Source organism: Microbacterium sp. Marseille-Q6648 (assembly GCF_943181415.1).
GTDB lineage: Bacteria > Actinomycetota > Actinomycetes > Actinomycetales > Microbacteriaceae > Microbacterium.
The window spans coordinates 8,215-21,931 of the sequence record NZ_CALPBZ010000005.1; the positions used below are offsets into that span (position 1 = coordinate 8,215).

The window sequence follows — 13,717 nt, forward strand, 5'->3', positions numbered from 1 at the left end:
CTACTTCTTGCCGCGGCCCGGCGGAGTGGGCCCCGGTGCAGGTTCCGGCTCGGGCGCCGGCTCGGGCTCGGGCTCGGGCTCCGGCGCAGGCTCGGGCGCAGGCTCGGGCTCGGGCTCGGGCTCGGGCGCAGGCTCCGGCGCCGGGTCGGTTGCGGGTGCCGGTTCGGAGCCGGCGAGCGCCGTCTGGGTCTCGGGCGGCGCGTACCCGTCCGTGCGCACCCGGAGGCTGTCGAAGCGTGCCGTGCCCGACGCGACCACGAGACCGAAGCGACCGTCGGCCAGCGCGGCGTTGTAGGCGCGCGAGGCGATGAACGCACCGCCCAGCATCAGCGAGACCGACGCGCCCTTGATGGTGACGAGCATCTCGTAGCGGACGCCCGCCGCCAGCGCCCGGCTCACGGTCTGGTCGATGACGGTGCGTCCGCCGGCGACGTGCCCGAACAGGACGGCCTGGGCCGCGAGGTCGAGCACGATGAACTTGTAGTCCCCGGCGTTGTAGTAGTCGTACACGATGCCGGCGCGCGCGCCCGCCTGCAGGGTGACCGCGGCGGTGAGCTCCAGGTAGGCGTTCGCGGCGAGGGCGGCGGCGACGTCGGCGAGCGCGATCGCGGACGGCCCGGATGCCGGAGCGGAACCGGTGAGCACCCCCTGCGACGCCGTCCACGTGCCCCCGACGGTGTCGCTCACCAGCCCCGCTCCGTCGTCGAATCCCTCTGTCACGTCGAGCGTGATCTGCGGCGGCAGCACCTGGACCGAGATGTTGTCGAACACGCCACGTGCCTGGCTGGAGCCGACGCCGACGAAGCCCTTGTTGAGTCCCACGGCGACGCCGTCCACCATCCGAGGCGCGAAGGTGTGCGTGAAGGCGGTCTTGCCGTTCAGGAGAACGGTCACCGTAGTGCCGTTGACGGCGACGAGCATCGAGTACCAGGTGTTGTACTTCACTCCGCCCTGAACAGAGCTCTGCACGTCGACGATCCAGCCGGCGGCGGTGCGGCGGCCCATGACCAGCTTGTTGGTGGACTGGTCGACGCCGGCGAACTTGAAGTCGTCGGGTGCGAAGTAGTCGAAGATGACGTACGCGTTGGCCTTCCACCCGCCCGTGGGCTTGGTGAGGTTCACCTGCGCGTGCAGCTCGTAGTAGATCGGCAGGTACTGATCGATGTAGTACACCGCGGCCGCGTCGCCCGAGGTGGAGGTCGCGGTGACGGTGAGCGACCCGCCGCTGACGGCGAAGACGCCCGAGTCGGCGAAGAACGCTTCGGCGCTGCCGCTGCTGAACGAGGCCGAGCGGAGCACATCCCGCTTGCCGCCGGGCACGTTGCCGGGCTGCGGGTCGCGCGGACCGCCCGTCTGGTCCTGCCAGTAGTCGTCCTGCTGGACGATCAGACCGATCTCGCCGTAGGGCTCGCCGTTGCGCGCGGCGTAGAACTCGCCCGAGAGCTGCGCGATCGTGAAGTCGGCGCCCTGCGCGGCCGAGAGGCGGTACAGGAAGTCGTACAGACCCGGCATCACCTGCCGGCTCACGGTGCCGAGGCCGAACGGGGCGAAGGGCACGAGGTAGCTGTTGAACTCGCCGACCCAGTCGATGAGACGGTCGCCTCCGGTGTTGCCGATGAGGACGTCGAGACCGGCGCCGCCGAACGCGCGGTCCTCGTACGAGGTGTGGGTGTCGGGCTGGTCGTTCTCGCCGCCGTTGGTGGTCAGCACGTCGTCGGCGTTGAGCAGGTCGTTGCCCCAGCCGCCCCACAGAGTGTCTCGACCGGTGCCGCCGACCACCCAGTCGTTGCCGTGGTCGCCGAAGAGCACGTCGTCGCCGTCGGAGAGCGCACCTGCGTCCGGGCGGCCCTCGGTGGGCGTGAAGTTCAGGAACCACTCGCCGCTGCCGACGAGGATCTTCCGCATCGGCGCGTATTCGTCGTAGAGCGCGAACTCGCCGCTGGTGGTGTCGAACCCGAGGAGCGAGCCGTCGTTGAACGGGCGGGCGAAGTCGCTGCGGACGCCGCCCACGCCGTAGCCGACGGGCAGCGCTTCGGCGCCCGAGATCGCGTCGTCGCCGGAGCCGCCGTGGATGAAGTCGCCGTCCCAGCCGCCGAACAGGACGTCGTTGGCGTGGAGCGCGCGGTAGAGGGTGTCGAGGTGGTCGTCGTTGACGGCGAACGGCGTGAGATCGACGCGCTTGGTGAGCTTGCCGTTCGGGAACAGCACGGCGATCTGCACGCGCCCGGGCGTGGCGATCTCGACCTGGACGTCGGCGGCCGTCACGCCGTTCAGAGGTTCGGCGATGCCGTTGCGGCTGGTGAAGATGCGCCCGTCGTCGTCGAGGATGCCGTCGACGCCGGTGCCGCCCGAGATCCAGTCGTGGCCCCAGCCGCCGATGAGGTCGTCGTCCCCGGCGTCGCCGAAGATGACGTCGTCGCCGCGTCCCGCGTAGACGGTGTCGTCGCCGGCCTCGCCGTGGATCTCGTCCGCTGCCCCGATGTCGGCGGACGCGGAGCCGGAGAAGTCGGGCCCGCCGGGCGTGTAGTCCAGCAGCTGGACCGCGCGCGGCAGCAGCCGCACGGTCTCGCCGTAGGTGTCGTAGGCGAAGGTGCGGTACTGGGTCGCCCCCGTCGACGTCACGGTGACCAGGCGCAGGATGTTGCCGTTGTCGCCGACGATGTTGTCGGAGTCGCGGGCGTGACCCGAGGTGTCGTCATTGCGTCCCACCGCGGTGCCGGCGCCGCCGAAGATCAGGTCGGCACCGTCGGGGCGCTGGGCCGGCGTGACGAGCGAGAACAGCTCGGAGCTGCCGCCGATGATGTCGTCGCGACCGAGGTTGCCGAAGATCACGTCGGATCCGCCGCCGCCCTCGATGTAGTCGTCGCCGTCGCTCGCCGCCGCGACCGAGGGCGCCAGGACGAGATCGCCGGCCGCGGTGCGGTGTGCGCCGACGGTGTTGTCGATGGAGCCGTCGCCTTCGATCACGTCGTCGCCGAGCTGACCGAAGATGATGTCGTCGGCCGCGCCGCCCGCGATGCGGTCGGCGCCGTAGCGGTTCGTCGGCGTGGTCGCGGCGTGGTCGAGCAGGGTGATGCGGAAGTCGCTCCAGGCGGTCGCCCCGGCCGGGTCGTTGCGTGCCCCGTCGGTGACGAGCGCCTGACCGGCGGTGGTGAGCGCGGTGCTGTAGATCTGCGCGCCGGTCAGCGTGCGGAACCGGGGGCTGGTGTGATCGCCGAAGCCCGCGGACCGATCGAGCGAGACGTTGTCGCCGAAGATCAGGTCGCGGCCGGTCCCGCCGTCGATGCGGTCGGCTCCGGTGCCGCCGATGAGCAGGTCCTCGCCGCCCTCGCCGCGGATGGTGTCGGCGCCGCCGACCGCGTTGTCGGTGATCGCGACGGTGAGCGCGTGCAGCGCACCCGAGCGCACGGCCAGGACGAGGTAGCCGTGGTCGCCGAGCACGATGTCGGCTCCGTCGCCGGCGAAGACGGTGTCGCCGGCGGCACCGCCCAGCACGAGATCGCGATCGGCGCCGGTGCGGATGACGTCCGCGCCGCCGAGTGCCGGGTCGGTGGTCTCGATGCGACCCGCGCCGATCGGCGTCCCACCCCACGTCGGCGAGACCGCGCCGCTCGCGGCGATGAAGCGGCCGTGGTCGCCGAGGACGACGTTGCGCCCGTCGGGAGCGCCCGCGGTCTGGCCGCGGTCGGCGGCGATGACGTCTCCACCGGCGCCGCCGAGGATGACGTCGGCGCCGATGCCGGTGGTGATGACGTCCGCCGAGCCGATCGTCGGGTCGACGGTGGTGATGAGGCCGACGGGGCGCACGGCGCCGTCGGTGATGTCATCGGGGCCGCCGGTGCCGGAGCGTGCGACCACGACGCCGTCCGCGTCGACCCATTCGACGATGCCGCGGTCGCCGAAGACGATGTCGCCGCCGGTGCCGCCGTGGAGCTGGTCGGCGCCGATGCCGCCGAAGACGATGAGGGGCAGCGTCGAGGTCTGTCCGTCGACCACGTCGTCGTCGGTCGTGCCCGAGGGGAGGATCGCCCCGAGCGCCGGCATCGTGTAGGTGCGGAGGGCGCTCCGCGTCACCTCGACCACGACGTGCGCGGCCGACCCGTCGCGCTGCGCCGGCGCGGCGAAGGTGAGGAGGCCGCCGGCCTGCGCGATCTCGGAGGCCGCCAGCATCCGCCCGTTGACCCACACCCGGTAGCCGACGAGGTCGCCGGTCGCGCCGAGGTCGTACGATCCGGCGGTCTGGACCGTCCAGGTGGTCAGGTGCAGCGTCACCCGCACGAGGTCGCCGGGGCGGAGGGCGTCGAAGAGCCCCGCGGTGTCGAGCGTGGTCGAGACGACGTAGCGGCTCGGGTCGAGCGTCCAGGTCGACCCGTCGCGGGTCACCGTGATGGTGGCCACGGTGTCGGCCCGGACGGGCTCGTCACCGTCGTCGAGGTCGGCGCCGAGCCCGAGCACGTTGTCGTTCGGACCCTGCGTGTTGAGGACGAAGAAGCCGTCCTCACCGGCCTGCAGGTCGACGGTGACGGTGTCGTCGCCGAGACCGGTGTTCAGCCATGTGGTGGTGCGCACGCCGGCGCGGGTGTGGGTGCCGTCGATCGTGATCGTGTCGGCGAGCCCGCCGGTCCAGATCCGGATGCCGTCGGCGAACGTGCCGCCGGCATCGGCGCGCCACGAGATGCCCGCCGGAGCGAGTCCCGTGACGAAGATTTCTCCGGTGGTCGACAGCGCGGCGTCCACCGCCCGCGCCGCTGCGGCGACGTCGGTGATGAGGACGTCGGTGTCGCCGGCGGTGGCGCCCTCGTCGCTCAGCAGCAGCGTGTGACGGCCGGAGCCGAGGTTCAGGTTCAGGGTGCCGGCGATGCGGTCGAGATCGCCGGCGAGGAAGGTGGGACGCTCGGTGCGTCCGACGTCGGCCCGCGAGGAGATGTACACGCGGTCGTCGCCGGGGCCGAAGGCCACGTTCGTCACGGGCAGCGTGCCGCGGACGTTGAGCACATCATGGCCCGCACCGAGCGACAGGTTGAGGGTCTCGAGGCCGTGATAGCGGATGCCGGACCTCGCCCCCGCGTCGGTTGCGGCATCCGCTGTGCCGGCGCCGAGCGCGCCGAGCTGGATGAGCACCGGTGAGGCGGTGCTCTCGTTGACCTCGCCGCGGAAGCCGATGAGGTAGGTGCCGCCCACCAGCCAGACGTAGACGCTGGCGGCGCACTGGGTCGCGTCCGCGTCGCCGCAGCTCATCGACACGCCGGGGTCGGCGCCGGGCGTGGTCGGGAAGAGCAGGCGCTGCAGTGCCTCCTGCACGTCCGCGGCGGACGTGTTCGCGGCGAAGGTGACGGCGCCGATGCCGGTGGCCACGCCGTTGCGGATCTGAGAGAGGAGGATCGTGAAGCTCGCGCCGCGCGGGGTGACGGCGTAGAGCCGGTCGAGCGGGCGGCCGAGTTCGTCGACGCCGGTGCGCGGCGTCATGTCGAGGCCGGTCAGGGTGTCCTGCGTGAGCCACCCGAGGTTGTCGTCGCCGTCGCCGTGGTCGTACAGGTGTGCGGTGTCGTTCCCGACGCCGCCGTCGAGCACGAGGAGCGCCCGGAGCAGGTCGAGCACCGCGCCGGCGGTGCCGACGTGGAAGACGTCGTCGTCCGTGTTGCCGAACAGCGGAGCCGCCGAGCCGGCCGGACCACCGACGATGCGGGTGTGGCCGTCGACGGTGCGGACCGTGACGGTGTCGTCGCCGGGGCCGGCGTGGATGGTCGTGGTCCCGGCGTGGGTGTTCTCGACGACGAAGACGTCGTCGCCGTAGCCGAGCAGGATCGTGAGGTCTTCGAAGCCGGCGTAGCGGATTCCGCCGAGCACGGGGCGGCCGGCGAGCGAGTAGTCCCCGGCCATGCCGAGCCCTGTGATGCGGTCGCGGGTCAGCACGCCGGTGTCGTTCGCCGGGCTGTCCTCGTTGTGGACGATGAGGACGTCCACCTGCGCGGTCTCGATCGCGTCGGCGGTGCTCGCGGTGACCGGGAGCGGGCTCGACGAGCTCTCGCCCGGCAGCACGATGGGCAGGTAGCCGTCGAGCTCGAGCGTGACGGGCGGGTTCGGGTCGTCGCCGCCCGAGAGGTACAGCGGACCCTGGATCAGGTGGACCCGGCGGGCCGCGTCGGCGAACTCCTGCACGTCGCCGCCGTCGATGCGGACGTCGTCGATCGCGCGGACCCGGACGACCTGATCGGTCATCCAGCTCGCGGATGTGAAGGTCAGTTCGAGCTGCGCCACCCAGGCCGCGCCGTTCCAGAACTCCAGCTGCACCTCGCGGCACCCGTTCGGCAGGCCGCAGTCGGGGCCGCCCATGTCGAGGGTGAACGACGCGATCGCGTCGAGGGTGATCGTGACGGTCTCACCGGATGCCGGTGCGCGGGTGAGCCGCACGGTGTAGGCGGCCTCCGCGCCGAACTGGTCGCCGGTGGCGCCTTCGACGAGGCGGATGTCGCCCCCGATGGGCGTGATGACGACACCCGCGGTGTCGCCGTCGTGGACGAGGACGTTGACGCGCTCCACGATCTCGCCGGGGATCTCGGCGACGTAGACCTGGGTCACGCCGAGGGTGAAGGTGCCCGTTCCCCACGGGTCGAAGACGGTGATGGTGGTGGCGGTGTTCGTCGCGATCGTCCGGTAGGTCGCGGTGCCGTTGGCGCCGACGATGCGCAGCAGCGCGCCGCTGAGTCCGCCGTTCGCGGTGGGCAGGACCACTCCGCCGAGGGTGACGGTGCGCTGGTCGGGCGAGATCGCGGTGACCGTGCCGACGATCTCGTTCTGGACGATCGGCGCGGTGTAGCCGGTGATGACGAAGGCATCCCCCGACGTCGGGGCGACATCCCACTCGCCTTCGATCTCGATGGTGGTGGCGGTGTTGTCCCAGATGCGGGCGGTCTGTCCCGCTCCGGCACCGGTGACGATGCGGATGAGGTGGCCCTTCAGCGACCCGGGCGCCGCGGTGAGTCCGGCGAAGACGAACTCGCTCGGGACTCCGCCGGCGCCGGCGACCGTGCCGGTGCGGCGGTCGACCGATTCGATGACGGCGGTGATGGCCTGCACGTGCTGGCCCTCGACCGCGGTGTCGTCGACGGCCTTGGCGTGGATGGTCCGGGCTCCGGCGGTGGTGAAGGCGAGCACGAGCGTCGAGACCCAGTCGACGCCGTTCGTCGAGATCTTCAGCCCGGTCGGGGCGGTGACCCGCACGTTCACGGTGCCGAGCGGCGCCGAGGTGATGCGGACCTCGTAGGTCGCGGTCGTGCCGCCGGCGCCACCGGAGCGCTCGATGACGCGGATGCCGCCGTCGGGGACGGTGACGGGCACAGCGGGGGCGTCGTCGTCGAGGACGCGGACGAACGTCGTGGCGACGAGCGCACCGGCGTAGGCGCCGCCGGTGACGATCGCGTCGATGGGAGCCAGCCACTCCCCCTCGGACGACAGGTCGTCGATGGCCCGGACGAGGACCGTGCGCTGGCCGGTGTCGCCGGCGTCGAAGTTCAGGGTGACCGAGGTCTGCCAGGTGGCGCCGCCGTCGACGGACAGCTCGATGTAGCGGCTGCGGCTCGTCGACGTCGGGTCGATGGCCGGGCCGACGAGCGTCACCTGCACCGCCGAGGCGGACGCGTGGGTGAGCCGGACCGACACCGCACCGTGCGGGCCGTCTTCGCGGAGGACGAGCGAGCCGCCGACGGGGGCGATCACGACGGTGGGCTCGTCGTTGTCCATGATCTCGGTCGCGATGCCGTCGACCGGGATGAGCGCCCATGCGCTGTTGGCGACCGTGCTCTCGACGGAGTGGCGCACGAGGCCGGTGTGCCCGAGAAGGTCGTCGGCCTGGACGGCGGGAGCGGCACTGCCCACCTCCACGCGGTCGGAGCCGAGGCCGCCGAAGATCGACAGCTCGATGGCGGGGTTCGTCGAGAGGACGTGGAAGACGTCGTTGCCCTCCATGCCGTAGATCGAGACCTTCTCGACGTTGGTGTACCGGACGACCCGGCCCGCGCCGTAGACGCCGTTCGCGGTGATGACGAAGGTGTCGTTGAACTCGGTGCCGATGATCACGACGAGGTCGTATCCCGACCCGCCGTCGATGTTGACCGGGGCGTTCGCGGCGTACTGGATGAAGTTGCGGCCTTCGCCGGCGTCGACGGCGGCGAGCTCGGATTCGCCGACGAAGGAGCGGATGACGAAGGTGTCGTCGCCGGCGTCGCCGTACAGGTTCAGGGTGGCGACGTTGCGGAAGACCTCGAACACGTCGTCGCCGGTGCCGCCGAAGACCGAGGCGGTGAACGAGACGCCCCGGGTCAGCTTCCCGCGCGTCGAGGAGAAGAACGCGGATGCCGGGAACTCGGCGTCGCCGGTGTAGGCGGTGTAGAGCTGTCCGAAGCGGAACCGGTCGTTGCCGGAGTCGCCGTTCGCGACCACGACCGACGCGGTGTCGTCGAAGGCGAAGGTGTCGTCGCCGGCCCGGCCGTTGATGACGACGCCGCCCGTGATCTCCTGCCCGTAGGTGACCTTCTCGACCGCGCCGAACTGGCCCGCGATCGCACCCGGCTGCGACAGCGCCGCGATGAGGGCGCGGGTGGCGTTGCGCCGCATCAGGAAGGTGTCGTTCGCGGCGGTGCCGTTCACGACGAGCACGTTCGAGCCGCCGTCGAGGATGTCGAGGGTGTTGATGCGGCTGCTGCCGACGCCGAAGAGGTCGATGAGGAAGTAGTCGGAGTCGGCGCCGCCGTCGAGGTTGAGCGTCTGCCCGGCCATGGGGTTGACCCCGACGGGGCCGGGCGCGGCGTTGACGACGAGCCAGTCGTCGCCGCCCTGTCCGCGGACGGTGGTGGTGCCCGAGAGCGCTTCGACGAAGACGCGGTCGTCGCCTTCGGCCGCATTGACGGTCGTCGTGCCGGCGTGGGTGCCGTCGATGTTCAGCACGTCCGAACCGGAGCCGAGGGTGAGGTCGAGCGCCTCGACCTCGTCGTAGGCGATGCGACCGTCGGTCATGACCAGCACCCCGGTGCTGACCGCGCCGCCCGAGGCCGGCACCAGCGGGCGGCCGGCGACCGCGCCGATCGTGAGCGTGCGCGCCCAGCCGGCGGCACCGGCGAGCGCGCCCGTCCACGCGATGGTCCAGCGGTCGCCCGCCTTGGTCACGACGACGCTGCCCGCGCCCACCAGCGACGCCAGCGCCGCCTGCACCTGCGCGGCGGTCGCGTCGAAGGCCAGCTGCGTCGTCGTGCCGACGCCGGCGACGGTCAGGGTGAAACGGCCGTCGACGGCGCCGCGGACGGTCACGACCTGCACCAGGTTCGGCGTGGGCGACCCGCCCGTCATGCCGAGACCCGAGATCGTCGCCCCCGTGACGACGCCGATGCGGTCGAGCACCGTGGCGGTGTCGTCGACGTAGAGCGTGTCGGTGCCCGCGCCGCCGGTGATCGTCAGCGGTGCGGCGATGCCGGTGAGCACGCCGCCGACGCCGTTCGCGGTCGAGCTGATGCGGATGGTGTCGGTGCCCGCCCCGGTCGCCACGGAGGTGACTCCCGAGATGCTGCGCACGATGACGGTGTCCCCGCCGTCGTGGGTGGTGAGCACCGTCGAGCCGGCGTGGGTCGAGTGGATCGTGAAGGTGTCGCCGCCCGACCCGAGGTCGATCGTGAGCTGCTCGAGGCCGGTGTAGCGGATGCCGGTGCTCATGCCGAGGCCGGTGATCCACTCGAAGGTCAGCGCACCCGTGTTCGCCAGGGTGTCGCGGGTGTCGTCGATCGAGAGAAGATCGGCTCCCGTGCTGGTACCCGGGCCCGAGCCGCCGTCGACGACGAGGAGGGCCGAGATGGAGTTGACGTCGCCCCCGGTGTTCGTCCACGTCGTGTTGGTGGTGCCGGCGCCCGCCGCGTTCGAGCCGACGGCGATGCGGTCGGTGTGCTCGCCGGTGAAGATGCGGTGCTCGACGGCGATGGCGCGGACGGCGACGCGGTCGCCGCCGGTGAGCGTGCGGATCTCGACCAGCTCGACGCCGGCGTGGGTGATGGTCCCGAGCGTCGTCGTCGTGCCGGCGCCGTCGAAGGACACCCGTCGGATGCGGTTGGACTCGGTGCCGGCCGGCGGCGAAGAGACGATGTCGATCATGAGGTCGTCGGGTGCGGTGGACCCGCGAACGTCGAGGCGGTCGGTGCCGGCGGAGTCGTCGATGTGGACCGCGAGGCCGGTGGAGCGGGTCAGCTCGACGCGGACGAGGTCGTCCCCGGCGCCGCCGTCGAGGTAGGCGGTCCCGGTCCACGGCTCGGACGTGCGGCGGACGCCGGCGACGAGCACCGAGCCGTCGGCGTCGCCGACCAGGAAGGTCGTCGCGGCCGACCCCGACGCGGTCAGCCGGGCGATCTCGAAGATGTCGTCCAGGTCCTCGGCGATCGACCCGACGCCGAAGTCGGTGCCGACGACCAGACCGACGACGAACAGGTTGTCGTAGAGGCCGAAGTCGACGCCCGAGAAGGTCTCGACGAGAGTGTCGACGCCCCCGGCATCCCGGAAGGTGTCTCGTCCGAGCCCGCCGGTGACGATGTCGTCGCCGGCGCCCGAGTTGAGGATGTCGTCGAAGCGCGAGCCGACGAGGGTGTCGGAGCCGAGGCCGCCGATGAGGGTGAGCGCCAGCTGGTCGGCGGTGACCCCGGCGGCGGAGAGCGAGTCCGCACCGTCACGACCGTCGATGACGAGCGCGTCGCCCTGGGCGCGCACTCCGCCGCCGATCCACACGTCGTAGCCCGCCGCCGTCGTGCGCTCCACGCGGGTGCGGGCGCCGTCGGTGGTGACGACGAAGGCGTCGGCCGAGCCCGAGCCGAGCACGGTGACGATGTCGGTGCCGCCGGTGCCGAGGGCGATCTCGATCGACGAGATGCCGGACGCGTTGGCGGTGATGTCGCTGAGGATGATCTGGTCGGACCCGGCGCCCGCCTCGATGACCAGCTGTTCGATGTCGTACGTGTCGCGGGTGAGGCCGTTCAGGGTGTGGCGGAGGAGCTCGGACGAAGGGTTGCCGATGGTCAGCAGGTCGGAGCCGCCGCCGAGCACGAGGGTGAGCCGGTCGGTGCCGCTGCCGCCGTCGACGACCTGGGTGGCGCCCGAGGTGAAGACGGCCGCGGTGGCGAGGATGGTGTCGTCTCCGGCACCGCCGCTGTAGGTGCGGGCGAGCCCCGACAGGGTGTCGTCGTCGTCACCGCCGTTGAGCACGTCGGTGATGAGGTTGCCGAACAGCTGGTCGTTGCCGCCGTCGCCGTTGAGGGTCACGGTGCCCGTGCCGGTGTGGCGGAGGATGTCGGCGCCGGCGCCGCCGTGGACCGTGGCGGTCGCGGAGCCCGCCACGGTGATGACGTCGTTGCCGTCGCCTCCGCTGAGCACCGATCCGGTTCCGGAGCCCTGCAGCAGGATCGTGTCGGCTTCGGTGCCGCCGTCGATGGTGACGGGGATCTGCACGCTCGGGTCGATGACGAGGTTGTCGACGCCGTCGCCGAAGTAGCCGTAGATGCGCTGGACGTTGGCGTACGTGCGGGAGTGGCCGAAGGCGGTGACCTTGATGGTCGCCAGTCCCCCGCTGAGGTTGCCGATCTGCTCGATGTAGACCGTTTCGGCTGTGACGGCGCTCGAGACGCTCCGGGCCGTGCGCTGGGCGGCGGCGCCGACGTTGAGGTACAGGTCGCGGTCGGTGCTCTTCCACTCGCGGAGGCTCTTGAAGGCGTTGACGCCCGTGTAGGTGACGTTGTTGCCGGCGAGGTACGGCACCACCGGGAAGCGGACGGTGCCGATCTGGATGGTCGCGGAACGGGAGTACCAGGAGCCCAGGACCTTGAAGCGGACGGTGACGCGGAAGTTGAGCGGGACGTCGCCGTTGGAGTCGGCGGTCCGGGAGTCGGCCGTGACGGCGAGGTCGAGTCCGACGCCGAGGCTGATCTCGAAGAGCTTGAAGTCGAAGTAAACCTCGACGCTGGCGGAGCCGCCGATGAAGAGGGTGTACCAGACGATGCCGTCCTGCTCGTGCGAGAGGAACGAGACCTCGAGCGAGAAGCTGCCGCGGATGCCCATGAAGCTCCCGCCGAGCTGCATCCGGCCCGACAGGACGAGGCTGAAGTTGCCGTCGGAGTTGAGGAAGATCGTGCCCGAGAAGTTGAAGCCGAAGAACGAGAGCGAGGCGTAGGCGTCGAGGTACCAGTCGCCGGCGGCGTAGGACGTGTCGGTGGCGCTGGTCTTGCCGACCTCGATCGTGAAGCCGGCGTTGAAGCTGAACAGCTTCAGCAGTGTCACCGACCCGGTCAGCTGCAGCTTGAAGCCGGGGTCGACGCCCGCGCGGCGTTCGCCGACGGTGTTGATCCGAAGCGTGCCGGTCGCGCTCAGGCTGAAGACGAACGCGTCCGCCGAGGCGCTGACGGCCACCGACATCACGAAGCCGTCGTCGTAGACGCCCGCCACGCCGTTGGCGCTGAAGCGGAGCCCCGCGAGGTCGAACGAGACGCCGAAGCGCATCTCGAACGCGCCGGTGGCGATGCGGATCTCGGCGAAGCCCGCGCCGCGCGCGAACCCGAGGAAGTTGAGGGTGCCGTCGAGGCGGAGGAGGAACCCGGGGGCGACGGTCGTGCTGCCGATGACGGCCGAGGCGCCCGTGGTGTTCAGCTGAAGCAGCGCGCTCACCGAGAACCCGATGCCGATGTCTTCGCCGAACCCGGCGTCGAGGGCGATCGCGAAGCGCGCGACGACGCCGCGGCTGGTGATGGAGAATCCGGAGTCGACGATCGTGAGGTCGCCGAAGGGCTCGAGTGCGGCCCGGCCGTTGACGACGAGCGAGAGCTGGCCGGCGCCGATCGTGAGCACGACGTGTCCGGTGATCTCGAGGACGTTGAGCACCCGCAGCGAGCCGTACATCTCGAGGCGGAAGCCGGCGACGACCCCGATCGTCTGGTTGGCGACGACGAGCTGGCCGTTCTGGCGCTGGAATCCGCCGAACACCGGGGCTCCGTTGACGGTCTGCGTGTCGACCACGAAGGTGCGGATCTGCCGCGACGAGCTGAACGTGTTGATCTCGAGGAGGAACTGGCCGTTGAGGGAGACCCCGGGGATCGCGTTCGCGCCGAGCGTCAGCTGCACGCGCCCGACCACACCGGTCTGGGCTCCGACGTACACCGCGAGGTTCAGCGCACCCGTCAGCGAGCCGAGGTAGGGGATCGTGGTCCCCACCATGCCGTCGATCTTGAGGTAGGCGGTGCCGGACGGGTCGATGGCGGCGGTGATCCCGATGAACCCGGTGAGGGTGAAGGCCCCGCCGATCGTGAGCTCGGCCTGGATGCTGGCGACGACGTAGATGCTGCCGCCCGCGGGCGCTGCGGGGTCGGGCTGGCCGTCGATGCCCGGAGGCGACTTGGGGATGAAGAACACCGGAGCCTGGCCGGGCAGCAGGAGCGGCAGGAAGGCGTTGGGCACGACGAACGTCTGGTCGGCGAGGGTCGTGTTGAAGATGACGTTCACCGACCCGGTGGCCGAGAACAGCGATCCCACGTTCGGAAGGCCGATGCCGACACCGGTCGAGACGCGGATGCTGCCCGCGACACCCGGGATCGCGCCGCCGTCGGTGCGGGTCGAGATCATCAGGACGCCGGTGACCGAGCCGTACTCGAGCTGCGCCGACCCGGACCCGAACGAGAGGCGTCCGGTGAGGAAGATCTCCATC

General features: G+C 71.2%; 1 protein-coding gene (cut by a window edge). It reads right to left on the reverse strand.

The features are described 5' to 3' along the window. A protein-coding gene (locus tag NFR93_RS12360) for an FG-GAP-like repeat-containing protein (RefSeq protein WP_251453637.1) crosses the window boundary here: on the reverse strand, positions 1-13,717 show its end. The gene runs 24,809 nt beyond the window's last position; the window shows 13,717 of its 38,526 coding nt (coding positions 24,810-38,526); the start codon falls outside the window, past its right edge — the gene reads right to left on this strand; it ends in the stop codon at positions 1-3.